The sequence below is a fragment of the Pseudoduganella sp. SL102 genome (genome assembly GCF_027856995.1).
GTDB classification, from domain to species: Bacteria; Pseudomonadota; Gammaproteobacteria; order Burkholderiales; family Burkholderiaceae_D; genus Rugamonas; species Rugamonas albidiflava.
Genome location: NZ_CP115554.1, coordinates 3,443,179 through 3,466,206 on the forward strand (window position 1 = coordinate 3,443,179; position 23,028 = coordinate 3,466,206).

Genomic DNA, 23,028 nt, shown 5'->3' on the forward strand with positions numbered 1-23,028 from the left:
AGCTGGTCTCAAAACCACACCAGGGACAGTCCCCCAGACGGGGGACAGTCCCCACGGGAGGGACAGTCCCCATGTTTTTTATTTTTTGTACAGCCCAGCTGGTCTCAAAACCACACCAGGGACAGACGGGGGACAGTCCCCACGGGAGGGACAGTCCCCATGTTTTTTACAACACTTTCGTAAAATCCGGTACTGCGCCTGTATTGCCGAAATATTTCTTCGCTATCATGCGGCCGTCGATATCCAGGGGAAGCTCGTGATTACCAGCGCATTGCTCAGCAGTATTCCAAATGTCATCCATGGCTTCGGGACGGAGGCCGAACTGGTGCCGCACGTGCTGCAGACCGTGTGGGAAGCGCGGCCGCAGAAGACGCAGGTGCACGGCACGCGGGCCGTGCGGATCGAGGTGGAACGCCAGCGGGTAGGGGAGGCCGATGCTTTCCACACGCAGCGGCGGGGCATCCCGGTCTCCATCATCACCGCCGATTGCGTGCCACTGCTGCTGGCGCGGCGCGATGGCGCGTACGTGGCGGCGGTGCACGCGGGGTGGCGCGGCCTGGCCGATGGCATCATCCCCGGCGTGCTGGCCGAGGTGGGAGGCGGGACGGACTGGGTCGCGGCGATCGGGCCGACGATCTGCGCGGCGTGCTATGAAGTCAGCGAAGAGCTGGCGCAGCAGTTCGCGCGGCGCTTCGTGAGCATACCCCCGGCCGAGCTGTTGCCGCGCCCGCGCCACCTGAACCTGCGTGCCGTCGCGCATGAGCAGCTGCGCCAGGCTGGCGTGGCGGCGATCGATCATGTCGGCGGCTGCACGTGCTGTGCGCGCGACGCGGCGGGCAACAGGCTGTTTCGCAGCTACCGGCGCGGCGACCGGAATTCGCAGCAGCATGCCGGCTTGTACATCGCAAGTTGAATGGCTCCGGCGGCGCCCGCGTTCGGCTTTCCGGGTCGTGCATGGCCCGGTCCGTGCCGGTGCGTTGTGTGGATGTTTCAACGGCCGTCACGCGCTTGAACAAAATCCATCGCCCATGCGAAGATCGACGCACGTGCACCGGCGCAGGCATCGGTCACCAACGTGCCGGTCTGCATGGAAGCGAGGGATGCCCGTCAGGCGAACCAGCGTCTGCCCGGCATCCCGCCCCCTGTCGCCAACCTCGCACCGGAGCCATTAACCAGTTTGCCGGCGCGCCATCGCAAGGAGAACACATGACTCAGCATATGACTTTCGCCGCTCCCGGCAGACGAGCCTGGTGGATCATCGCCGGTGTGATGGGCGGGCTCGCCGGACTGGCCCTCGACTTGTCCGCCGCGGGAGCATTTTCCGGTGAAGCCGCCAGATGGGGCGGCATCGGCGCGCTGTTCGGCGTGACCGTCGGCGTCACGTCGCTGCTGCGCAACGCGTTGCAGCGCGAGTAAGCCTCGGCCGCGGCGGCGCGGCGGCTACCCGATCTTCCATGCGGTGGGATGAAAGGTCCCTTCGATGGGGCCACCGCCGTGGCCATCGGCCCATCCGGTCCCTAGAATGGCATGGTCCATTCAACCCGACCGGAAAACATGAAACACACACTGATCGCCATCGCCTGCCTCGGCATGACAACCCTCGCCCATGGCGGCGACTGGGACGAGCCGCAAGCCCCGTTCACCCTTTACGGCAATACCCACTACGTCGGCCCGAAAGGCGTCGGCGCCGTGCTGGTGACGTCGCCCGCCGGCCATATCCTGATCGATGCGGGCACGACGAAGTCCCCGGACGCCATCGCCGCCAGCATTCGCCAGCTGGGCTTCAAGGTGGAAGACGTCAAGTACATCCTGACGTCGCACGAGCACGGCGACCACGTGGGCGGCGCGGCCCGCTTGCAGGAAATGACGGGGGCCACCGTCATCGGCAGCGCCGTCAGCACGGCGGTCATGAAGACGGGCAAGCCCAACCCTGCCGACCCGCAGTTCGGCAGCCTGTCCGGCATGTCACCCGTCGCGAACACCCGCGCAGTGCGGGATGGCGATACCGTCACCGTCGGTCCGCTGTCGATCACCGCACACTACACGCCGGGTCACACGCCGGGCGGCGTGTCGTGGACGTGGCAATCGACAGAGAACGGCCGCACCGCGAACATGGTCTACGCGGACAGCCTGAACGCCTTCGGCTCGAATGGCTTCCGCTACGGCGGCGATGCGCGCTGGCCGGATGCGCGCCGGCAGCTGGAAGCGTCGATCGCGACGATCGCGGGCTTGAAGTGCGACGTGCTGGTCTCCGCCCACCCGGAATTCGCCGGGCTATGGGAGCGCAAGGCACAGGTGGCGCAGCGCGGCAACGCGGCGTTCATCGATACCGGCGCCTGCCGGCAGTATGCGGAACGGGCCCGCCAGCGCCTGGACAAGCAACTGGCGGAAGAACAGAAACGGTAACGGACTGCGGCAGCGTCCGTCTTCCAGAGAACATTGCAGCAGAATCGGAGCCTGTCACCGGTTTTTCCGGAATCGGAGCCTGTCACCGGTTCTTCCGATGGCGCGCCAGCGAGCAGGGCAAGCGGACACCGCATGCGCCCAGCGAGCGGAACGCACAACGAAAAAAGCCCGTGCGCGAGGCACGGGCAAGGGAGCCGTTGTAGTTTGTGTGGTCCGCTCGTGTTGCCGTTATATGCTCTGAGAGTAGCTACGGTTTACTGTTATTTCGTCTGCGGCGCGTGCGTCAGGTTGGCGTGGGCATCTTCCTTGGCTTCGGCCTTCTCCTTGGCGGTCTTTTCCTGTGCCTTGGCCTTCTTCACCTTGGCATCGGCCTTGGCTTCGGCGACATCCTTGTTCGCCTCGGCCTTTTCCTTGGCGACCTTGGCATCGGCCTTGGCGACTTCCTTGGACTCCTTGGCCTCGGCCTTGGCGACATCCTTCTGCTCTTTCGCCACTTCCTTCGCGTGTGCTGCTTCGGCATGCGCCGCGGCGGCCGGCGCCGTGGCAGGGGCCGTGGACTGGGCGAACGCCGCGCCGGCGAACAGGGTGGCGATCAGGGTGGCGGCTGCTTTGGATACGAGTACTTTTTTCATGGTGAAGTCCTTGTCTGCTGGGTTGTCCTGCTCATCGGTGCAACACGCGTCATCGGTGTCACTGGGCAGAAAACGCCACCCGATTGCACCACGTTGACGGGCTTTACATCTGTTACAAATCCGTACTCTCTACGCCTTTTCTGTTACCTGACGTACCGATTGAGCGGTGCGCGCGGGCCTACAGTATCGCCATGACCGACGCCCTCAAACTCTACAAGGCCAAGCGCAACTTCTCGATCACGCCGGAACCCGCGGAAGGCGGCGAGGAAGGACAGGAAGCGCTGACGTTCGTGATCCAGAAGCACTGGGCCACGCGGCTGCACTACGATTTCCGCCTCGAACTCGACGGCACGATGAAGAGCTGGGCCGTGCCGAAGGGCCCCAGCTACGACAGCCACGACAAGCGCATGGCCGTGCACGTGGAAGACCATCCGATCTCGTACAACGATTTCGAAGGGGTGATCCCCGAAAAGCAGTACGGCGCGGGCAAGGTGATCATCTGGGACAAGGGCACCTGGCATCCCATCGGCGATCCCCGCAAGGGCTACCGCGACGGCAACCTGAAGTTCGAACTGCGCGGCCACAAGATGCATGGCCGCTGGGTGCTGGTGCGCATGCGGCGCTCCGGCGAAAAGCAGGAACCGTGGCTGCTCATCAAGGAAAACGACGAGTACGTGCGGCCCGCCGCCGAGTTCTCCGTCATCGATGAAATGCCCGACAGCGTGAAGGCGCTCGGCATGCCCACCGCGGAACGCCTGACGCCGGAAGCGGAAGAAGCCGAGAGTACCGCCGAGGAGCACCAGGGCAAGCCTGGGCGCAAGCGCGCGGCCGGCAAGACTGCTGCGAAGAAGGCGGTGGCGAAGAAGGCCGAGGCGAAGGCCGCGCCGGCCAAGACCAAGGCAAAGGGCAAGGCCGCCGATCCGCTGGGGACTGTGCAACTGCCGGCCACCCTGTCGCCCGAGCTGGCGACGCTGGTCGATGCGCCGCCAGCCGACCCGGAAAACTGGATCTTCGAACTGAAGTTCGACGGCTACCGGCTGCTGGCCCGCGTCGAGGGGACGTCGATCGAGCTGTGGACCCGCAACGGCAACAACTGGACGCACAAGCTGGAACCGCTGCGCGCCACGCTGGAAAAAATGCGGCTGCCCGATGGCTGGTACGACGGCGAGATCGTGGTGCACGATACCAATGGCCGGCCCAATTTCGGCCTGCTGCAGCAGGCCTTCGATGGCGAGAAGACCAGGAACATCGTGTACTTCATCTTCGATGCACCCTACCTGGATGGCCACGACCTGCGCGACGTGCCGCTGGCCCAGCGCCGCGAGCTGCTGCAGACGGTGCTCGGCGATGCCCAGGGCCAGGTGCGCTTCTCCGCCGAACTGGCCGCGCCGCCCGAGGAAATCGTCGCCGCGGCATGCCGGATGGGCCTGGAGGGCATCATCGGCAAGCGGCGCGACGCACTGTACACGTCGCGCCGCTCGGGCGACTGGATCAAGCTGAAGTGCGCCCAGCGGCAGGAATTCGTGATCGGCGGCTATACCGATCCGAAGGGCTCGCGGGTGGGCATCGGCTCGCTGCTGCTGGGCTACTACGACGACGCCGGCAAGCTGCACTATGCCGGCAATGTCGGCGCCGGCTTCAACGACACCTCGCTGCGCGACATCATCGCCAAACTGAAGAAGGTGGCCAGCGATACCAATCCCTTCGCGCCCACCAAGGCCATCGAAAAGCGGGCGCACTGGGTGAAGCCCACCCTGGTGGCCGAAGTGACGTTCGGCGAATGGACCGGCAGCGGCTCGATTCGCCATTCCGTATTCCACGGCCTGCGCACGGACAAGAAGGCGGCGAGCATTCGCCGCGAGCAGGCCGTCCACGTGGAGGATGTGATGCAAACCCAAGCAGAAAGCAAGACTGGCGCGGGAAGGAAGACCAATGCAAAGCCCGGTGCCAGGGCCAAGCCGGACCCGGTGAGCGAATCGGACGTGGACAGCAAGCTTCCCGCCACGCTGAAGGTGACCAACGCCGACCGCCTGATCGATCCGGTCAGCGGCATGACCAAGATCGGCCTGGTGCGCTACTACGCGCTGGTGTCGGAACTGATGCTGGAGCATCTGAAGGGCCGGCCGCTGGCGCTGGTGCGCGCCCCGGCCGGCGTCGGCGGCGAGCTGTTCTTCCAGAAGCATTCCGAGGTAGGCAAGCTTCCCGGCGTGAAGCAGCTGCCGCAGGAGCTGGACCCGGATCATCCGACGATGCTCGAGGTGCCCAGCGTGCAGGGCCTGCTGTCGTGCGCGCAGTGGAACGTCGTCGAGTTCCACACCCAGAACGCGTTCGCGAAGACCTATGAAAAGCCGAACCGGATGGTGTTCGACCTCGACCCCGGCCAGGGCGTGTCGTGGCAGCAGATCCAGGAAGCGGCGCAGCTGATGCGCGCCTTCCTCGAGCAACTGGGCTTGCCGGCCTTCCTGAAGACCAGCGGCGGCAAGGGCCTGCACGTGGTCGTGCCGCTGAAGCCCCAGCACGGGTGGGATGCGGTGAAGGGCTTTTCCAGCTTCATCGTCGAACACATGTCGCGCACGCTGCCGGACCGTTTCGCCTTCAAGAGCGGGCCGAAGAACCGGGTCGGCAAGATCTTCATCGATTACCTGCGCAACGGCCGCGGCGCCACCACGGCCGCCGCATGGTCGGCCCGCGCGCGGCCCGGCATGGGCATCTCGGTGCCCGTCGCCTGGAGCGAGCTGGAACACCTGAAGAGCGGCGACCAGTGGACCGTGGCCACCGTCCATACCCGCCTGGACCACGGCAACGAGCCGTGGGCCGACTACGCGAAGAGTGCCGTCACGCTGACCAAGGCGATGAAGCAGATGGGCTACAAGCCCGCCTGATCCGGTGCCGGCAGCAGGGCGTTGACGGTGCCGTAGGCCTCTGCTTTGTCCACCAGTGCCTGCGAGCCGCCGTGCGTAGCGAACTCCCGCGCCAGGCGCGCGGCGTGCGCCCACATCGCCTGCGGCAGCCACGAGCCGGTGCTGACGCGCCGCACCCCCAGCGCCGCCAGTTGCGCCACCGGCGGCAGGCCGGGCCAGGCGATCACGTTCAACAGCAGATCGGTGCCCGCGGCCAGCGCCGCGATCTCGGCCGGGTCGGCCACGGCCAGCGGGAACAGCCCGTCCGCGCCGGCTTCGCGGTACAGGCGGGCCCGCTGCAGCGTCTCGCCGACCCGCGCGGCGGCCGGGGCCAGCTGCCGCGCGAACACGTCGCAGCGGATATTGATGTACAGGTCCACGCCGGCGCCCAGCGCGGCGGCGCGCGCCGCGGCGATCTTCCGGCACAGCAGGGCCGGCGGCGCCGAACCATCCTGCAGGTTGATGCCCACCGCGCCCGCATCGACGAAGCGCGCCACCGCGGCGCCCACGGCCGCCGGGTCCTCCGAATAGCCGCTCTCGATGTCGACGCTGAGTGGCACGTCGATCACGCGGCGGATGCGGCGCACGCAGGCCACGTGCTCGTCGAGCGGCAGCAGGTCGCCATCCCGGTAGCCCAGCGACCACGCCACGCCGGCGCTGGTGGTGGCGATGGCCGCCGCGCCCTGGCTGGCGACCAGCCGCGCACTGCCCGCATCCCAGGCGTTGGTGAGCACCAGCGGCCGGGGCTGGCGGTGCAGCGCCCGGAAGCGGGCATCCATCGGCAGCGCGGCGATCTCCGGATCTCCCATCGGCGGCGCATCCATCTTCAGCGTATCCATCGGCTCTCCTTGGCAAAACGCCTATTTTATGGATGGCGCCGCGCAGCGATAATAGCGGGAAATCACATAGATTCATTCCTGGGGAGACGTAATGCAACGGGTGCCCTTCAACCTGGTGGAAGCCTTCAGCGCGGTGGTGGAACAGGGTGGCTTCGCGCGCGCGGCCACGGTATTGGACATGACGCCATCGTCCGTCAGCCGGCTGGTCAAGGCACTGGAAGGGGAGCTTGGGGTGCGCCTGCTGAACCGCACCACCCGCGCCATGTCGCTGACGGAGGCGGGGCAGCGCTTCCATGCCGACAGCGCCGCCGCCCTGGCGCAACTGCACGGCGCCTGCGAACGCGCGGCCCAGCAGGCGGCCGAGCCACAAGGCACGCTGCGCGTGAGTGCACCGGTGGCCTTCGGGCGCAGCCACGTGGTGCCGCACCTGGCGGCGTTCCTGGGCCGCTTTCCGCAGGTGCGCCTGGACCTGCTGATCACCGACCGGCTGGTCGATATCGTGGCCGAGCGCGTCCACGTGGCGATCCGCATCGGCCGGCTGGACGATTCCACGCTGGTGGCCCGCAAGCTGCTGCCGAACCGGCGCATCCTGGCCGCGTCGCCGGACTACCTGGCGCGGCGCGGCACGCCGGCCGGCGTGGCGGAACTGGAAGCGCACGAATGCCTCGTGTCGACCGTCAACCACGACGGCGAAGTGTGGAAGCTGCAGGGCGCCGGCGGCGAACGGGCGGTGCGTCCGCGCGGGCGCGTGCGCTCGGACAACGGCGATGCTGTGCACCGGCTGGCCGTCGATGGCATGGGCATCTGCTTCCGCTCCGCCGTCAGCCTGGAGGAAGACCTGCGCGCCGGCCGCCTCGTGCAGGTGCTGCCCGGATGGACCGGCAAGGAAAGCGGCGTGTACGCGATGGCGCCGTCGCGGCCGATGGGGCCCGCCGCGCGGGCGCTGACGGATTTCCTGGTCGAGCGATGGGTGGCACGCGGGGGCGCGGGCTAGACAAGGCCCAGCGCCAGCGCTTTCAGCATCGCGGCCGGGCGCGATGCACAGCCCAGCGTGCCGTAGATAGTGTCGAGATGCGTGCGCACGGCGCCGGTGCTGATGCGCAGCGCGCGCGCGACGTTCGCGAGGCTGTCACCGGTGCCGAAGCGCCGCAGCACATCCGCTTCGCGTTCGGACAGGGGGCCGGCGCGCCGCGTGGCGGGCAGCCTGGCCGCGGCGGCGATCACCGCTTCGACGGCGCGCCTGTCGAAGCGTCCGGCCTGTGCCGCCAGCAGCGCGGTGGCGGCGGCCGGTTCGTACGGCGCGCGCCAGGGCCGCGGCGCGCGCAGGGCCGTCCACGCGGCCGCGGCGGCCAGCAACCGGTGGGCGGGCGTCAGCGCCTGCGCCGTCAGGCCGCGGAAATAGCCGCTGCCGTCCAGGCGTTCATAGGCATGGGCGGCGAGGTGCGCTTCGTCGGCCAAGGCCGGCACCCGGTCCGCCAAGCGCACGGTCCAGTAGGGCACGCGGCGCACCTGTTCCCGTTCGGCCTTGCGCAGCAGGCCGGGGCGGTTCCACACCATGCAGGGAATGGCCGCGCGGCCGGCGCCGTGGAGCAGTGCGGCGCGCTCCAGGGAACGCTGCTCCGCCGCGGGCAGGCCGGATAGCGCCGCGGCGTCGCGCGCGATGGCGGCCACGCGGCGCGCATGGCCCGCCAGCCACGGCAGCTTCAGTTCCAGCACGTCCGCCACCAGCGCAAGCGATACGTTGCCGTCGACCGGGAACAGTGGTGCGGGGGCATCGACCGAATCGAGCCAGTCGCGCGCATGCGGCGTCATGATTTGTACCAGGTGCGCCGGATATTTGCGGCCGGCCAGCCGGCCGGTCACACGCAAGGCCGCGGGAAGCCCATGCGCGCGGGTCAGGACATCGAGGTCGCCGGCCAGCGCCACGTGGAAGACGGTGGCGGGCACCGCGTCGCCGTGCAGCCGTGCCGGCAGGCCGTTGCCGCTGGCGTGTTCGAACAGGTGCCGCAGCGCTCCCTCGGCGGCGAAGGACAAGCCCAGCGTACGGGCGATGTCGCCTGCCACCTCGCAGTGCACGCGTGCCAGCGGCAGCGCATTGAGGAACGTCAGCCGGTGGCCGGCCGGCAGCATGCGGGCCAGCATCGCGCCGCGGCCGCCCACGTCGTCGCCCAGCAGCGCGGCGAAGCCGGGGGCGGTGGCGGTGCTGCCCGACCAGCGCAGCAGCGCCACCAGCCGTGCCGTCGCGATGGCGTCCGGCGCCGCGCCATCCGCTTCGGCCACGCGTCCGGCCAGCTGCGCCACGCGCACCGAATGACCGGGCGGCTGGCCCATCGCCAGGTCGCCGATCGTGGCCAGCGCCGCCACCGCATCGGCCGCGGTCACCATGTCATGTTGCATCATGGCCGGTACTGTAGCGGCGCCGGGCAAGGCCGGCAAGGGCGGCTGGAACGGCTGGAACGGCCGCCTTGCTTACATGCCCGGCGGCGGGTTGACGGGGATCGGGCTGCGCAGCGACAGGTTGATCACGTTCCAGCCGCGGATCACGGCGATCGCGTAACCCAGTTCGGCGACCTGCGTTTCATTGAAATGCTCGCGCAGCTCGCCGTAGGCGGCATCGGTGTCGTCGCGGTGGGGCAGGGCGTTCAGCGCGTCCGCCCAGCGCAGCGCGGCCCGTTCGCGGGCATCGAAGAACGGCGATTCGCGCCACGCGGCCACGGTGTTCAGGTGGCGCGGATCGGCGCCCTGGCGCACCAGGTCGCGCCAGTGCATGTCGACGCAGACGCCGCAGCCGTTGACCTGCGAGACGCGCAGGTTGACCAGTTCGACGATGCGCTCGCCCAGCGAGCTGGCCTTGGCGGCCTGGGACAGCGCGATCATCGCCTGCAAGCCTTGCGGGGCGAGTGAATAGAAGGGAATACGTGCCTTGGACATGATGGTGATCTCCTGGTTGGCGGCACACGGTGCGCCGCTTTCAGTCATAAGACGGCGCTGCGCCGAGGGTTGTGACAGGCTGGCCGATTTTTTCGCACGCAGGTGACAAGGACATTGACACGCCTTGCGACGCCCGCCCGGACGGCGCCCGATTTCAGGAAGGCAATGCTTCGCCGGCTGCTGGTCGACCAGGGGCCGCCGTGGTAGCATTGCCACAGAGAAAGCCCAAGGCGTGCAATCCTCCGGCAATCCTGTTATATTGCCGAAAAGCACTATCATGGTGCAATCCTTCGGCCCCCACCCCTGCCCGAATCGCGCGACCGCCGGTCGCTGTCCACGTTTTCATTGCTCATTCAATGTCCAACCGATTCGCGCGGCTGTGCGCCGCCATGTCCCTTTTGTTGTTGCCGCCGGCCGTGCAGGCCGGGCGCCCGCTCGTGACCGACGATGCCGCCGTGCTGGCGCCGGGCGATTGTCAGATCGAGGCATCGGCCAGCCGCGGGCCTGGCCAGCGCTGGCTTGCACCGACCTGCAACGTGGCCGAGAACTGGGAGGCCGGCGTCGGTGTCGGCAATGTGCGCAGCGGCGACGCGTACCACCGTGCCATCGTCATCGGTGCGAAGACCGTATTCCGGCCGCTGTCGGACGACGGCGTCGGCGTCGGCGCTTCGCTGTCGGAACAGCGCATCGCCGGGCCGGAAACGTCCAGGGACCAGACCGTCAACCTCATAGTCAGCGTGCCGCTGGCAGCGTGGGCACATGCGCATGTGAATGCCGGCGTCATCCGGCATGGCATGTCGCACCAGCGTGCGGGCACCTGGGCCGCGGCAATCGAAGCCTCGCATGGGCGCGGCGGCTTGTCGGTTGAGACCTTCGGCGAACGGGGAGCGAGCCGCGGCTGGCAGGCGGGCACGCGCTGGACGCTGGTGGACGACGTGCTCGATCTCGATGCCGGCTACGGGGAGCTGCACGATAGCGCCGGCCGCCGCCGGTTCGCGACGGTCGGCCTGACGTACGTGTTCCAGCGCTAGTACGCATTTCAACGTTGGTACGTATTCCAGCGCTGGAACGTGCAGCAGCGCCAGGCCGGCAGGGAACCGGTCACGCCTGGCGGGTCATGCCGCCTTGCGGCGCGGCGCGGCGCCGGACTTCGCCGCCGTTTTCTTCGGTGCCGCCGGCTTCGACGCGGCAGCCTTGGCGGCGCCGGACTTCACCGCCGCCGGTTTCGCCGCCGCGGACTTCGCTGCCGCGCCCGAACGGGCGCTGGACGAACGCGGCGCGGATTTCTTGGCCGGTTTGGCCGGAGCCGCTTCCTCGTCGTCCTGCTCCTCGACAGTGTCGTCCTCGTCGTCGTCGGCCGCCGCGGCCTTGCCCTTGCCGGGCCGGTTGCCCAGCGATTGCTTGAGCAGGGCCACCAGGTCGATGACGTTGGTGGACGGTTTCACTTCGGTTTCCTTCGACGGCATCGTGATCGACTTGGTCTGGCCGGCCTTGACCTTCTTCTCGACCAGCGCCAGCACGTCTTCCTTGTACGTGTCGTGGTACAGGCTGGGGTCCCATTCCTCGCTCATGCCTTCCACCAGCGACAGGGCCATCTTGAGTTCCTTGTCCGAGATGCCCACCCCCTTCAGGCCCTTGGCGGGCAGGTCGAGGCCCTCGGTATCGCGGATCTCGTCGGCATAGCGCAGCGTGTTCATGATGATGCCGTCCTCGCTGGCCACCAGCGCGCACAGGTGCTGCTTGGTGCGGATCACCACCGTGGCGATGCCGATGCGGCCGGCGCGGCGCAAGGTTTCGCGCAGCAGCGCATACACCTTGGCGCCGCCGCGGCCCGGCGCCAGGTAGTAGGGCGTTTCGTAGTACGTCAGCGGTACGTCCTCGGCGTTGACGAAGGCGAGGATGTCGATCGTCTGCGTGGCCTTCACGTTGGCGCGCTTCAGGTCTTCGTCGGACAGCACCACGTATTCGCCGGACGTGTATTCATAGCCCTTGATGATGTTGTCCCACGCGACTTCCTTGTTGTTGCCCTTGTTGTAGCGCTTGAAGCCGATGGGCGAGAAGTCGCGCTTGTCGAGCATGGTCAGGTCCAGCTCGTTCTGCTTCACGGCCGAATACAAGTCGACCGGGATGTGGACCAGGCCGAAGCTGATGGCGCCTTTCCAGAGCGAGCGGGCCATGGCGGTGCTCCTAGCCGACGCTGCCGGTGACCGGCAGCACGATGCCGCTGATGTAGCTGGCGGTGGCTGGCGACGCCAGGAACACGTAGGCGGGCGACAGTTCCTCGGGTTGGGCGGGGCGTTTCATGTCGGTACTGGCGCCGAATTCCTTGATCTTGTCCGGCGTCTGGTCGGCCGGGTTCAGCGGCGTCCACACCGGGCCCGGCGCCACCGCGTTGACGCGGATGCCTTTCTCGATCAGGTTCGACGCCAGCGACATCGTGAAGGCGTGGATCGCACCCTTGGTCGATGAATAGTCGAGCAGCTTGGAGGAACCGCGCAGGCCCACCACGGAGCCGGTGTTGATGATCGACGCGCCTTGCTTCAGGTGCGGCAGCGCCGCCTTGGCCATGTGGAAGTAGCCGTAGATATTGGTCTTCATCGTCAGGTCGAAGCGCTCTTCGGTGATGTCTTCGAGCGAGTCGGCATGTTCCTGGAAGGCGGCATTGTTGACGAGGATATCGAGCTTGCCGAATGCCTTCACGGTCTCTTCCACCGCGCGGCGGCAGAAATCGAATTCGCGCACATCGCCGGGGATCAGCAGCGCGCGCTTGCCTTCGGCCTCGATGTGGCGCTGCGTTTCCTCGGCATCCTGCTGCTCGTCGGGCAGGTAGACCAGCGCCACGTCGGCGCCTTCGCGTGCATACAGCACGGCCACCGCGCGGCCGATGCCCGAATCGCCGCCCGTCACGATCGCGCTCATGCCTTCCAGCTTGCCGCTGCCCTTGTAGCCTGGGGCCAGGAATTGCGGCTTCAGTTCCATCTCGGCTTCGATGCCCGGCTTGTCGAGGTGCTGGTCGGGCAGCGGGGTTTCCGGGAACTCGTGGGTTCCCGCCTGCACCGCCTGTTCTTCCTTCTGTTCGCTGCCGCCCTGCGACTTCGCCGCATCCTTGCTGTCCTGCTGCTGCTGGATCTCGCGCTGCAGGTTGCCGACGTCCTGCGCCTTGTTTTCCGAATTGCTCATTTGACTGTTCTCCCGAAGTTCGAGCGAACAGTATTGGCGCCTCCGGTGCCGCCCTCAGTGCGCTTGCGCACAGATGCGGGCACCGGCATCCTGCGGCGCACCGGAAAAGGCCCCGGAAAAACGGCGACAGTCACCATTTATCCAGCAATGTTTCCGCAAAAACGGTGACTGGCACCGTTTGTTTTGCAATGTTTCCCGAAAAACGGTGACAGGCTCCGATAATTCCGAGATGTTTCCCGAGAGCGCGAGGGGCGCCGGCCGCCTGCCCATGGTGGACACCAGCTCTGCCATGATAGGCTTGCGCCTTTACACGATATGACAGGTTTCCTCGCCATGCTGGACTGGCTCAGACATTACCGCCGTGCGGCGCTGCCCGGGGATATCGGCGCGGGGATCGTCGTGGCCATGATGCTGGTGCCGCAGGGGATGGCGTATGCGCTGGTGGCGGGCCTGCCGCCGGTGGCGGGGCTGTATGCGAGCATCTTGCCGCCGGTGGTCTATGCGCTGTTCGGCAGCAGCATGACGCAATCGGTGGGACCGACGGCGATCGTGTCGCTGATGACGGGCGCCGCGATCGCACCGCTGGCGGGCGGCGCGCCCGGCCTGCATGCGGTGCTGGCGGCGCAGCTGGCGCTGGTGGCCGGCGCGGTCCTGCTGCTGTGCGGCCTGCTGCGGCTGGGCTTTCTCGCCAATTTCTTTTCGCGGCCCGTGATGAGCGGCTTCACGGTCGGCTCGTCGCTGGTGATCGCGTGGGGCCAGGTCAAGCCGCTGCTGGGCGGCCCCATGCAGCACCCGCACGTGCCGAGCGCCATCCTCGGCGTGGCATCGCTGGTGCTCCTGTTACTGGCGCGCAGCCACCTGGCCAGGCTGCTCAAGCGCATCGGCGTGCCGTCCGGCGCGGCGGACGTGCTGTCGAAACTGGCGCCGATGGTGGTGGTGCTGGCCGCCACCGCCGCCGTGGCGGGCTACGGCGCCCATGGCATCCGCCTGACCGGGCCGGTGCCATCGGGCCTGCCGCAGCTCAACCTGGCCGTGTCGCCATCGCACTGGCGCGAGCTGCTGCAGCCGGGACTGCTGATCGGCTTCGTGGTTTTCCTGATGAGCATGAGCGCGGCGCAGACGCTGGCGTTGAAGCGCGGCGAAAAGCTTGTGTCGAACCGCGAGCTGGTGGGCCTCGGCGCCGCCAATGTGGCCGGCATGGTGTCCGGCGCGTTTCCCGTCACGGGCAGCCTGTCGCGCTCCGCCGTCAATTTCGCCGCCGGCGCCAACACACCGCTGGCCAGCGTCATCTCGGCGATCCTGCTGGCCACCGCGCTGATGCTGCCGACCGGGTGGCTGGCGCTGCTGCCGTTGCCCACCCTGGCGGCCACCATCATCGTGGCCGTGCTCGGCCTGCTCGAACTCGATACCCTGAAGACCGCCTGGCATTACGACCGCGGCGATGCGCTGGCCTGGCTGGTCACGTGCGTGGGCGTGCTGGCACTCGGCGTGGAGGCGGGCGTCATCGTCGGCGTGGTGCTGTCGATGGGCACGCTGATATGGCGCGCCAGCCGGCCCCACATCGCCGTGCTGGGGCGCATTCCCGGCACCGAGCATTTCCGCAATGTCGACCGCTACGCCGCGACCCGTTCCGAATCGGTGCTGATCCTGCGCATCGATGCCAACCTGTTTTTCGGCAACGTGGAAGCCGTCAACGAACGGATCGAGGACGAACTGCGCGCCCATCCCGCCACCCGCCACCTGGTGCTGACGATGCTGGCGGTCAGCTCGATCGATACCACGGCGCTGTTCGCGCTGGCCGAACTCAATGCCAGCCTGAAGGCGCGCGGCATCGGCCTGCACCTGGCCGAGGTGAAGGGCCCCGTGATGGACCGGCTGCGCGCCAGCACGCTGCTCGACAACCTGAACGGCAAGCTGTTCCTCAGCACGGCCATGGCCAGCGACCACCTGAATGCAACCGACAAGGACCACCCATGATGAAGCCCGGCGCGGCGCTTGCCGCCTGCCTGTTCGCCACCACGCCCGTGACTTTCGCACAAGCGATCGCCGCAGCATCGACTGCCGCTCCGACTGCTGCACCGACTGCCGCACCATCGACCGCCCCCGCAACGGCCGATGCCCGCCTGCGCGCCATCTATACCGATGAATGGCAATGGCGCCTGCAGCAGCGGCTGGAAAACGAGGAAGACGACACGAGCGGGATCCGTGCCGACCTGCCGAAGGTGGACGCGGCCACGCAGCAGATGCGCCGGGCGCACTGGGAGGGCGTGCTGAAACGGCTCGATGGCGTGGCCGAAGCCAGCCTGTCCGAGGCCGAGCGCGTGAACCATGCCGTGTACCGCGCGCAGGTCGCGGCGCTGGTGGCGAACGTGCGCTTCCGCGAATATGAAAAGCCGCTGAACGCGGATTCCTCTTTCTGGTTCAACATGACGTACGAGGCGCGCAAGCCCTTCCGCACGAAGCAGGACTACGTCAACTACGTGGCCCAGCTGGACGACGTGCCGCGCTACTTCCGCGAACAGGTCGCCAACATGCGTGCCGGCCTGGCGCGCGGCTTCACGCCGCCGAAGGTCACGCTGGCCGGGCGCGACGCCACCATCGCGGCCATCGCCCAGGCGCAGCCGGCCGACACGCCGTTCTACCTGCCGTTCAAGGACATGCCGGCCACCATCCCGGCGGCCGAGCAGGCCAGCCTGCGTGCCGCGGCGATGAAAGCTATCACGGAGCGGGTGATCCCGGCCCATGCCGAGCTGCTGGCCTTCATGCGCACCGAGTACCTGCCGCGCGCCACGGAAACGCTGGCGGCCGAGCGCCTGCCGGACGGCAAGGCGTACTACCAGTCGAAGATCGTCGAGTACACCACCACGCAGCTGTCCGCCGACGAGATCCACCGCATCGGCCTGGCCGAGATGGCGAAGATCCGCGCCGAGATGGCCGAGGTGATGAAACAGGTGAATTTCACCGGCGACCTGCCGGCCTTCCTGCAATTCCTGCGCACCGATCCGCGCTTCTATGCGAAGACACCGGAAGAACTGCTGATGCGCGCCGCCTGGATCGCCAAGAAATTCGACGGCAAGGCCGAGCGCTACTTCGGCCGCCTGCCGCGCAGCCGCTTCGCCATCATTCCCGTGCCGCCGGACCAGGCACCGTATTACACGTCCGGCCGCGGCGGTCCGGGCGTGTACCTCGTCAACACGTACGACCTGCCGTCGCGCGCGCTGTACAGCCTGCCGGCGCTGACCCTGCACGAATCGGCACCCGGCCATGCGTTCCAGATGCCGGTGGCGATGGAGCAGGCGGGCCGGCCGCCGTTCCGCAACGCGTACATCTCGGCCTACGGCGAGGGCTGGGCGCTGTACTCGGAGCGGCTCGGCACGGAAATGGGCATCTATGAAACGCCGTACGAAGTGTTCGGCATGCTGAGCTACCAGGCCTGGCGCGCCTCGCGGCTGGTCGTCGATACCGGCATCCATGCGAAAGGCTGGAGCCGCGACCAGGCGCTGAGCTACCTGATGGACAATACCGCGCTGTCCCGGCACGAGGTCGCCACCGAAGTGGACCGCTATATTTCCTGGCCGGGGCAGGCGCTGTCGTATTACCTGGGCCAGATGGCGATCATCGGGGCGCGGCGCAAGGCCGAGGCGGCGCTGGGCGAAAAATTCGACATCCGCGCCTTCCACGACACCGTGCTGGAACTGGGCTCGGTGCCGCTGCCCGTGCTGAAGGACAGGATCGACCGGTTCATCCGGGAGGGTGGCAAGGGGCCGTACGGGTGAGGGCGGCGCAGCGGGCGCCGGGTATGGTCAGCACATACCCGGGGCGCCTTGCCAGGATGCGCCGGGCCATGGAAAGTGGACGGCTGCACCAACACGTTGCATGAATGCTTCGTTAATGAATCTTCGTGCGCAACATTGCCGGATTATCGTCATAATGGTGCAGAATTCTCAACAGCATCTTTCTCAACTTCACTGGAATCCCCGCCATGCCGCTCTACCAGATCTGGTACAACGACGCCGACCAACCGCTGGTCGTGAACACGCCTTACCGCCTGCGCGATATTGAAATCGCCGGCGAAATCATCCGCAACGAACACCGGCAGAACCGCCAGAGCGCCGACCCGGCCGGCCTGACCGTGCGCGAACTGCTGCGCGTGAATGGCTTGCGCAACGTGCGCTACACGCTCGATGAAAGCGAACCGGTCGAGCTTCGGTGACAATTGCCGTGTAAATTGCACCACGGCGGTGCGCTTGCTCTGCCGTGGTGCATCACGGGGCCGCCAGGCCCTGGAAATGCTGGCACGCAACTTGCTGTTAGTGCAGGGTCATCGTTGAACAACGCCTCATGCCCGACTGTACGGAACGCCTGCCTCTCCCGCCTCACCACGCCCACCCTGCGGCGTGGCAGGCCCGGCTCATGCTGGGCTTTACCCGAGATAGCGATACCACCCGCCTGACCCGCCGCGAACACAGCGGCCCGCTGCGGGTGCAGAAACCCCTTTATCCGGAACATCCGTCGGTCTGCCATGCCATCGTCGTGCACCCGCCCGGCGGCGTGGTCGGCGGCGACGAGCTGTCGGTCACCGCCCACCTGAGGCAGGATACCCATGCCTTGCTCACGTCGCCCGGTGCCGCCAAGTGGTACCGCGCCAATGGCCGCGTCTCGCGCCAGCGCATCGAACTGGCGGTGGATGGCGGCGCTTCGCTGGAATGGCTGCCGCAGGAAACCATCTTCTTCAACGATGCCCATGTCGAGCTCGACCACCATGTGGCGCTGGCCGCGGACGCCAGTTATATCGGCTGCGAGATCCTGTGCCTGGGCCGCCGCGCTTCCGGCGAGTCGTTCAGCCAGGGCCGTGTGGCCCAGCGGACGTCGGTGCGCCGCGGCGGACGGCTGCTGTGGTGGGAACAAGGCGCGCTGACGCCCGGCACGCTGGCCAGCCCGCTGGGCCTGCGGGCCACACCGTATCGGCCATGCTGCTGGCGGTGGGCAAGCCGGTCACGGCCGATACCGTGGCCGCGCTGCGCGCGCTGGCCGATCACCCATGCTGGGGCGTCACCCAAATGAAACATGTGCTGTGCGTGCGCTGGCTGGGCCACGACAGCGAAGCCGCGCGGGAACTGATGCTGACCGCCTGGCGCATCGTGCGCCCCGCGGTCCTCGGCCGCGCCGCCATCGACCTGCGCAGCTGGCGCACCTGACCGGCGCACTGACAAGGATACCCATGGACCTGACACCCCGCGAAAAAGACAAGCTGCTCATTTTTACCGCCGGCCTGCTGGCCGAACGCCGCCTGGCACGCGGCCTGAAACTCAATTACCCCGAAGCGGTGGCGCTGATCACGGCAGCCATCATGGAAGGCGCGCGCGACGGCAAAACCGTCGCGCAGCTGATGTCCGAGGGCACACAGATACTGACCCGCGACCAGGTGATGGAAGGCATCCCCGAGATGATCCCCGATATCCAGGTCGAAGCGACTTTCCCGGACGGCAGCAAGCTGGTGACCGTCCACAACCCGATACCGTGAGGTGAAACATGATCCCGGGCGAATACCAATTGCAGGACGGCGAACTGCCGATCAACGATGGCCGCGAGACGGTGACCATCGTCGTGTCCAACGTGGGCGACCGCCCGATCCAGGTCGGCTCCCATTTCCACTTCTTCGAAGCGAACAATGCGCTGTCGTTCGAGCGCTGGAAGGCGTATGGCAAGCGGCTCAACATCGCGGCCGGCACGGCGGTGCGCTTCGAGCCGGGCCAGCAGCGCACCGTGGAACTCGTGGCGGTGGAGGGCAACCGCGAGATCTACGGCTTCGCCGGGCAGGTGATGGGCAAGCTGAAGGACAAGCCGGATGGCGAGCCTGACCCGACATAACAATTAAAGGAGATCCGATGGCGACTCGCACTGCAACCATTTCCCGCCGCGCCTACGCGGAGATGTACGGGCCCACCACGGGCGACCGCATCCGCCTCGCGGACACGGAGCTGTTCATCGAGATCGAGAAGGATTACGCCATCTATGGCGAAGAAGTGAAGTTCGGCGGCGGCAAGGTGATCCGCGACGGCATGGGCCAGTCGCAGCGCGTGCACGCCGACGTGATGGATACCGTGATCACGAACGCCGTGATCGTCGACCACTGGGGCATCGTAAAAGCCGATATCGGCCTGAAGGATGGCCGCATCGCCGGCATCGGCAAGGCCGGCAATCCGGATATCCAGCCGGGCGTGACGCTGGCCATCGGCGGCGCCACCGAGATCATCGCCGGCGAAGGCATGATCGTCACGGCGGGCGGCATCGACAGCCACATCCACTTCATCTGCCCGCAGCAGATCGAGGAAGCGCTGATGAGCGGCGTGACGACCATGCTGGGCGGCGGCACCGGCCCGGCCGTCGGTACCGCCGCCACCACGTGCACGCCGGGGCCCTGGCACATCCACTCGATGCTGCAGGCGGCCGATGCATTCCCGATGAACCTGGGCTTCCTCGGCAAGGGCAACGTGTCGCTGCCGCGCCCCCTGGAAGAGCAGGTGGAAGCGGGCGCCATCGGCATGAAACTGCACGAGGACTGGGGCAGCACGCCGGCGGCGATCGACAATTGCCTGTCGGTGGCGGAGCGCATGGACGTGCAGGTGGCGCTGCACAGCGACACGCTGAACGAGGGCGGCTTCCTGGAACACACGCTGGCCGCGTTCAAGGACCGCACCATCCACACCTTCCACACGGAAGGCGCGGGCGGCGGCCATGCGCCGGACATCATCGCCGCCGTCGGCGAATCGAACGTGCTGCCGTCGTCGACCAATCCGACCCGGCCGTTCACCGTCAACACGCTGGACGAACACCTGGACATGCTGATGGTGTGCCACCACCTCGACCCTGCCATCGCCGAAGACGTGGCGTTCGCCGAATCGCGCATCCGCCGCGAGACCATCGCCGCCGAGGATATCCTGCACGACATCGGTGCGATCTCGATGATGTCGTCCGATTCGCAGGCCATGGGGCGGGTCGGCGAAGTGGTGCTGCGCACCTGGCAGACGGCGCACAAGATGAAGGTGCAGCGCGGTTCGCTGCCGGAGGATTCGTCCCGCAACGACAACTTCCGGGTCAAGCGCTACATCGCCAAGTACACGATCAACCCGGCCATCACGCATGGCGTGTCGCACGTGGTGGGTTCGCTGGAAGTGGGCAAGATCGCCGACATCGTGCTGTGGAAGCCGGCGTTCTTCGGCGTGAAGCCGTCGATGATCCTGAAGGGCGGCATGATCGCGGCGGCCCAGATGGGCGATCCGAACGCCTCGATCCCCACGCCGCAGCCGGTGCACTACCGGATGATGTTCGGCGCCTTCGGCGGCGGCCTGAAGAAGTCGTTCACCTTTGTTTCGCAGGCGGCCTTCGATGCCGGCATCGGCGCGCGGCTGCAGTTGAACAAGCCGCTCATCGCCGTGAAGAACACGCGGAACATCCGCAAGCGCGACATGATCCACAACGGCGCCACGCCGGTGATGGAAGTCGATCCCGAAACCTATGAAGTGCGCGCCGACGGGCGGCTGCTGGTGTGCGAACCGGCGGACATCCTGCCGATGGCGCAGCGTTATTTCCTTTTTTAACCGAAGCCGATCCCATGCTGACACTGCATACGAAACTGAGCCACGCCGGGCGCGTCGACGCAACGCTCGTGCTGCCATACGAACTGCGTGAAAAATGCCGGCTGCGCGCCGCGCTGGACAGCGGCGAGGAAGTCGCCATCTTCACCGTGCGCGGCACCGTGCTGCGCGACGGCGACCTGCTGACGGGCGAGGACGGCCGCGTGGTACGCGTGGTCGCGGCACCGGAAGCGACCTACCGCGTCACGGCGCCCGACGCGCTGGCGCTGCTGCGCTGCGCTTTCCACCTGGGCAACCGGCACACGCAGGCGCAAGTCGCCGACGGCTTCCTGCGCATCCGCGCGGATGCGGTGCTGAAGGACATGCTGCATGGCCTGGGCGCGACGGTGATCGAGGAGCAGGCGCCGTTCGAGCCGGAGTCTGGGGCGTATTCGGCTGGATTCGGTGGCGGCCATCATCACCACGACCACGGCCAGGGCCCGCTGGCGCCGATTCCGCTGCGCCAGAAGATCCATCGGCCGGGCGATCCGAAGGAGGCCGCGTCATGATCGCCGCCGCCCAGCTGCTGCACCTGCTGCAGTTCGCCAGCCCGCAATTGCCGATCGGCGCCTACAGCTATTCGCAAGGCCTGGAAGCGGCGCTGGAGCAGGGCCTCGTCAAGGATGCCGCCGGCGCGCACGGCTGGATCGCGCGCCAGCTGCACGAAGTGGTGGCGCGCTGGGAAGCGCCGATGTGCTGGCGCCTCATGCAGGCGTTCACCCAGCGCGACTCGCAGCGCGTGGCCGAGCTGACGGAACGGGCCATCGCGTCGCGCGATACGGCGGAATTCCGTGCCGAGACCGTGCAGATGGGGTATTCGCTGGCGCGGCTGATCGAGGAGCTGGGCATCGCCGACGAGGGCGCGCTGGCCATGCTGAAGGAGGGCGGCGAAGTGCCGCTGGTCTCGGCCTATGCCTGCGCCGTGGCGGCGCTGGGCATTCCCCATGAAGAGGCGCTGCTGGCGCTGTTGTTCTCGTGGGTCGAGAACCAGGTGCTGGTGTGCGTGAAATCGGTGCCGCTGGGGCAGGTGGCGGGACAGCGGCTGCTGCTGTCGCTGCGCCCGGAAATCGAGGCGGCGGCGCTGTGCGCGCAATCGCTGGCCGAGCATGAACTGTGCAACTGGACACCGGGGCTGTCGCTGCTGTCGATGCGGCACGAGGTGCAGTACAGCCGAGTTTATCGTTCCTGATAGCCGGTCATGAATACATTAGGAGAAGAAATGGTGGTTCAATCCAACCCGCTGCGCGTGGGCATCGGCGGGCCGGTCGGCTCGGGCAAGACCGCGCTGTGCGAGATGCTGTGCAAGGGCATGCGCGACTCGGTCGACATGGCCGTCATCACGAACGATATCTATACCCGTGAAGACATGGAAATCCTGCTGCGCGCCGAGGCCTTGCCGGCGGAGCGCCTGATGGGCGTGGAAACGGGCGGCTGCCCGCATACCGCGATCCGCGAGGATGCGTCGATCAACCTGGAAGCGATCGCGCGGATGCAGGCCGACTTCCCGGACCTCGAACTGATCCTGGTCGAATCGGGCGGCGACAACCTGGCCGCCACGTTCAGCCCGGAGCTGTCCGACCTGACGATCTACGTGATCGACGTGGCCGGCGGCGAAAAGATCCCGCGCAAGGGCGGCCCGGGCATCACGCGCTCGGACCTGCTGATCATCAACAAGACCGACCTGGCGCCGCACGTGGGCGCCAACCTGGACGTGATGGCGGCCGACGCGAAACGCATGCGCGGCAGCCGCCCGTTCGTGTTCACCAACCTGCGCAGCGGGGACGGGGTGGGAAAAGTCATCGCATTCATCCGCGAGCAGGGCCTGCTGGGACAGGCACCGACGCCAGCCCGCTAACCTACAGGAGACTCCATGAAAAAATTGTTCAGCGCCGCCATCCTTCTGGCCGCCAGCGTGCCTGCGCTGGCCCACCCGGGCCATGCCGAGATGGGTATCGTCGACGGCTTGCTGCACCCGCTGACCGGCATCGACCACCTGCTGGCATTGCTGGCGGCCGGCATCTGGAGTGTGCGCCAGGGGCGCAGGGAAGGGCTGAACCTGCGCTCCGGCGGCACGCACCCGCTTATATTGCCGGCCGTGTTCGTGGCGGCGATGGGCGCCGGCGCGGCCGCCGGCATGGCCGGGCTGCACATCCCGGGCCTGGAAAGCGGCATCGCGCTGACGGTCATGCTGACCGGCGTGCTGGTCGCCGCCGCCGTCCGGCTGCCGGCCTGGGCCGGTGCCATGCTGCTGGGCAGCTTCGCCATCCTGCACGGGAATGCGCACGGCCTGGAGTTGCCGCACGCGGCCAGCGCCGCCGGCTATCTCGGCATGAGCGCGCTGCTGCTGGGCGCCGGACGCCTGGCGGGCAGGCTGCCGCTGGCCCGCATCGCCGGCGGCGCCATCGCCGCCGCCGGGCTGGGCATGCTGGCTCTCAACTAGTTGCCAAAAAAATGGGGACAGACCCTGTTTTTCAGGAAATATCGTAGCAGCCGACGTTTTCGT

At 67.4% G+C, this 23,028-nt stretch carries 24 protein-coding genes; 18 read left to right on the plus strand and 6 right to left on the minus strand.

Annotation, left to right across the window (positions count from 1 at the left end):
* Positions 1-256: 256 nt before the first annotated feature.
* The 3 genes from OU994_RS14635 to bla all read left to right on the plus strand — a co-directional run bounded on the left by OU994_RS14635 (position 257) and on the right by bla (position 2,406).
* A complete protein-coding gene (locus OU994_RS14635; RefSeq protein ID WP_281611352.1) occupies positions 257-913 on the plus strand; it encodes a polyphenol oxidase family protein in 657 nt (218 codons plus the stop codon).
* Positions 914-1,206: 293 nt separating this feature from the next.
* Positions 1,207-1,416, plus strand: coding sequence for a hypothetical protein (locus OU994_RS14640; RefSeq protein WP_281611353.1), 210 nt, complete (start codon positions 1,207-1,209; stop codon positions 1,414-1,416).
* Between the two features lie 138 nt (positions 1,417-1,554).
* Positions 1,555-2,406, plus strand: a complete 852-nt coding sequence (gene bla / locus OU994_RS14645) for a subclass B3 metallo-beta-lactamase (protein ID WP_281611354.1) — start codon at positions 1,555-1,557, stop codon at positions 2,404-2,406.
* Between the two features lie 260 nt (positions 2,407-2,666).
* On the opposite strand, the gene OU994_RS14650 is transcribed toward bla, so the two are convergent.
* Entirely contained in the window at positions 2,667-3,038 is a 372-nt protein-coding gene (locus tag OU994_RS14650; protein WP_281611355.1) for a hypothetical protein, read from the minus strand.
* 191 nt (positions 3,039-3,229) lie between these two features.
* Between OU994_RS14650 and ligD the strand changes: the two genes are divergently transcribed.
* Entirely contained in the window at positions 3,230-5,920 is a 2,691-nt protein-coding gene (gene ligD, locus OU994_RS14655; RefSeq protein ID WP_281611356.1) for a DNA ligase D, read from the plus strand.
* Here the strand turns inward: ligD and OU994_RS14660 are convergent.
* Entirely contained in the window at positions 5,905-6,777 is an 873-nt protein-coding gene (locus OU994_RS14660) for an isocitrate lyase/phosphoenolpyruvate mutase family protein (protein WP_281611357.1), read from the minus strand. The genes ligD and OU994_RS14660 overlap by 16 nt on opposite strands.
* Before the next feature lie 91 nt (positions 6,778-6,868).
* On the opposite strand from OU994_RS14660, the gene OU994_RS14665 reads away from it, so the two are divergent.
* The gene (locus tag OU994_RS14665) at positions 6,869-7,771 is read left to right on the plus strand and encodes a LysR family transcriptional regulator (RefSeq protein ID WP_281611358.1); all 903 of its coding nucleotides are present in this window, start codon (positions 6,869-6,871) and stop codon (positions 7,769-7,771) included.
* On the opposite strand, the gene OU994_RS14670 is transcribed toward OU994_RS14665, so the two are convergent.
* Complete coding sequence (locus OU994_RS14670) at positions 7,768-9,177, minus strand: HD domain-containing phosphohydrolase (RefSeq protein ID WP_281611359.1); 1,410 nt, start codon at positions 9,175-9,177, stop codon at positions 7,768-7,770. The two genes, OU994_RS14665 and OU994_RS14670, sit on opposite strands and share 4 nt — an antisense overlap.
* Positions 9,178-9,246: 69 nt before the next feature.
* Positions 9,247-9,708, minus strand: coding sequence for a carboxymuconolactone decarboxylase family protein (locus OU994_RS14675; RefSeq protein WP_281611360.1), 462 nt, complete (start codon positions 9,706-9,708; stop codon positions 9,247-9,249).
* 356 nt (positions 9,709-10,064) lie between these two features.
* Here OU994_RS14675 and OU994_RS14680 point away from each other — a divergent pair, with 356 nt between their 5' ends.
* Entirely contained in the window at positions 10,065-10,739 is a 675-nt protein-coding gene (locus OU994_RS14680) for a hypothetical protein (protein WP_281611361.1), read from the plus strand.
* An 84-nt stretch (positions 10,740-10,823) separates the two neighbouring features.
* Here OU994_RS14680 and OU994_RS14685 read toward each other — a convergent pair whose 3' ends face one another.
* Positions 10,824-11,885 (minus strand): Ku protein, encoded by a 1,062-nt coding sequence (locus OU994_RS14685; RefSeq protein ID WP_281611362.1) that lies wholly within the window; start codon positions 11,883-11,885, stop codon positions 10,824-10,826.
* 10 nt (positions 11,886-11,895) lie between these two features.
* Positions 11,896-12,888, minus strand: coding sequence for an SDR family oxidoreductase (locus tag OU994_RS14690; protein WP_281611363.1), 993 nt, complete (start codon positions 12,886-12,888; stop codon positions 11,896-11,898).
* A gap of 333 nt (positions 12,889-13,221) precedes the next feature.
* Between OU994_RS14690 and OU994_RS14695 the strand changes: the two genes are divergently transcribed.
* From OU994_RS14695 to OU994_RS14745, 12 genes are all read left to right on the plus strand, one after another.
* Positions 13,222-14,865: a SulP family inorganic anion transporter gene (locus OU994_RS14695; RefSeq protein WP_281611364.1), complete on the plus strand. Its 1,644-nt coding sequence runs from the start codon at positions 13,222-13,224 to the stop codon at positions 14,863-14,865.
* Positions 14,862-16,664 carry a DUF885 family protein gene (locus OU994_RS14700; RefSeq protein WP_281611365.1) on the plus strand — a complete coding sequence of 601 codons (1,803 nt, stop codon included), beginning with the start codon at positions 14,862-14,864 and terminating at the stop codon, positions 16,662-16,664. The genes OU994_RS14695 and OU994_RS14700 overlap by 4 nt, the downstream gene beginning before the upstream one ends.
* Before the next feature lie 206 nt (positions 16,665-16,870).
* Complete coding sequence (locus OU994_RS14705; RefSeq protein ID WP_131146250.1) at positions 16,871-17,101, plus strand: hypothetical protein; 231 nt, start codon at positions 16,871-16,873, stop codon at positions 17,099-17,101.
* A gap of 200 nt (positions 17,102-17,301) precedes the next feature.
* On the plus strand, positions 17,302-17,952 hold the full coding sequence (locus OU994_RS14710; RefSeq protein WP_373922596.1) for an urease accessory protein UreD: 651 nt from the start codon (positions 17,302-17,304) through the stop codon (positions 17,950-17,952).
* Positions 17,949-18,086, plus strand: coding sequence for a hypothetical protein (locus OU994_RS31745; RefSeq protein ID WP_373922597.1), 138 nt, complete (start codon positions 17,949-17,951; stop codon positions 18,084-18,086). Before OU994_RS14710 ends, OU994_RS31745 begins: the two co-directional genes overlap by 4 nt.
* 23 nt (positions 18,087-18,109) lie before the next feature.
* Positions 18,110-18,412 carry an urease subunit gamma gene (locus OU994_RS14715; RefSeq protein WP_130190058.1) on the plus strand — a complete coding sequence of 101 codons (303 nt, stop codon included), beginning with the start codon at positions 18,110-18,112 and terminating at the stop codon, positions 18,410-18,412.
* Positions 18,413-18,420: 8 nt separating this feature from the next.
* Positions 18,421-18,759, plus strand: a complete 339-nt coding sequence (locus OU994_RS14720) for an urease subunit beta (protein WP_131146248.1) — start codon at positions 18,421-18,423, stop codon at positions 18,757-18,759.
* Positions 18,760-18,776: 17 nt separating this feature from the next.
* Complete coding sequence (gene ureC, locus OU994_RS14725; protein WP_281611366.1) at positions 18,777-20,489, plus strand: urease subunit alpha; 1,713 nt, start codon at positions 18,777-18,779, stop codon at positions 20,487-20,489.
* Between the two features lie 14 nt (positions 20,490-20,503).
* Positions 20,504-21,034, plus strand: a complete 531-nt coding sequence (gene ureE / locus OU994_RS14730; protein ID WP_281611367.1) for an urease accessory protein UreE — start codon at positions 20,504-20,506, stop codon at positions 21,032-21,034.
* Entirely contained in the window at positions 21,034-21,714 is a 681-nt protein-coding gene (locus tag OU994_RS14735; protein WP_281611644.1) for an urease accessory protein UreF, read from the plus strand. Before ureE ends, OU994_RS14735 begins: the two co-directional genes overlap by 1 nt.
* A gap of 30 nt (positions 21,715-21,744) precedes the next feature.
* Entirely contained in the window at positions 21,745-22,380 is a 636-nt protein-coding gene (ureG, locus tag OU994_RS14740; protein ID WP_281611368.1) for an urease accessory protein UreG, read from the plus strand.
* 15 nt (positions 22,381-22,395) lie between these two features.
* A complete protein-coding gene (locus OU994_RS14745) occupies positions 22,396-22,965 on the plus strand; it encodes a HupE/UreJ family protein (protein ID WP_281611369.1) in 570 nt (189 codons plus the stop codon).
* Positions 22,966-23,028: the final 63 nt, after the last annotated feature.

Bases quoted from the DNA above. Each gene is read 5' to 3' on its own strand.
- OU994_RS14640 (WP_281611353.1), top strand. From the start codon at position 1,207: ATGACTCAGCATATGACTTTCGCCGCTCCCGGCAGACGAGCCTGGTGG.
- bla (WP_281611354.1), top strand. From the start codon at position 1,555: ATGAAACACACACTGATCGCCATCGCCTGCCTCGGCATGACAACCCTC.
- OU994_RS14650 (WP_281611355.1), bottom strand. From the start codon at position 3,038: ATGAAAAAAGTACTCGTATCCAAAGCAGCCGCCACCCTGATCGCCACC.
- ligD (WP_281611356.1), top strand. From the start codon at position 3,230: ATGACCGACGCCCTCAAACTCTACAAGGCCAAGCGCAACTTCTCGATC.
- OU994_RS14660 (WP_281611357.1), bottom strand. From the start codon at position 6,777: ATGGATACGCTGAAGATGGATGCGCCGCCGATGGGAGATCCGGAGATC.
- OU994_RS14665 (WP_281611358.1), top strand. From the start codon at position 6,869: ATGCAACGGGTGCCCTTCAACCTGGTGGAAGCCTTCAGCGCGGTGGTG.
- OU994_RS14670 (WP_281611359.1), bottom strand. From the start codon at position 9,177: ATGATGCAACATGACATGGTGACCGCGGCCGATGCGGTGGCGGCGCTG.
- OU994_RS14675 (WP_281611360.1), bottom strand. From the start codon at position 9,708: ATGTCCAAGGCACGTATTCCCTTCTATTCACTCGCCCCGCAAGGCTTG.
- OU994_RS14680 (WP_281611361.1), top strand. From the start codon at position 10,065: ATGTCCAACCGATTCGCGCGGCTGTGCGCCGCCATGTCCCTTTTGTTG.
- OU994_RS14685 (WP_281611362.1), bottom strand. From the start codon at position 11,885: ATGGCCCGCTCGCTCTGGAAAGGCGCCATCAGCTTCGGCCTGGTCCAC.
- OU994_RS14690 (WP_281611363.1), bottom strand. From the start codon at position 12,888: ATGAGCAATTCGGAAAACAAGGCGCAGGACGTCGGCAACCTGCAGCGC.
- OU994_RS14695 (WP_281611364.1), top strand. From the start codon at position 13,222: ATGCTGGACTGGCTCAGACATTACCGCCGTGCGGCGCTGCCCGGGGAT.
- OU994_RS14700 (WP_281611365.1), top strand. From the start codon at position 14,862: ATGATGAAGCCCGGCGCGGCGCTTGCCGCCTGCCTGTTCGCCACCACG.
- OU994_RS14705 (WP_131146250.1), top strand. From the start codon at position 16,871: ATGCCGCTCTACCAGATCTGGTACAACGACGCCGACCAACCGCTGGTC.
- OU994_RS14710 (WP_373922596.1), top strand. From the start codon at position 17,302: ATGCTGGGCTTTACCCGAGATAGCGATACCACCCGCCTGACCCGCCGC.
- OU994_RS31745 (WP_373922597.1), top strand. From the start codon at position 17,949: ATGAAACATGTGCTGTGCGTGCGCTGGCTGGGCCACGACAGCGAAGCC.
- OU994_RS14715 (WP_130190058.1), top strand. From the start codon at position 18,110: ATGGACCTGACACCCCGCGAAAAAGACAAGCTGCTCATTTTTACCGCC.
- OU994_RS14720 (WP_131146248.1), top strand. From the start codon at position 18,421: ATGATCCCGGGCGAATACCAATTGCAGGACGGCGAACTGCCGATCAAC.
- ureC (WP_281611366.1), top strand. From the start codon at position 18,777: ATGGCGACTCGCACTGCAACCATTTCCCGCCGCGCCTACGCGGAGATG.
- ureE (WP_281611367.1), top strand. From the start codon at position 20,504: ATGCTGACACTGCATACGAAACTGAGCCACGCCGGGCGCGTCGACGCA.
- ureG (WP_281611368.1), top strand. From the start codon at position 21,745: ATGGTGGTTCAATCCAACCCGCTGCGCGTGGGCATCGGCGGGCCGGTC.
- OU994_RS14745 (WP_281611369.1), top strand. From the start codon at position 22,396: ATGAAAAAATTGTTCAGCGCCGCCATCCTTCTGGCCGCCAGCGTGCCT.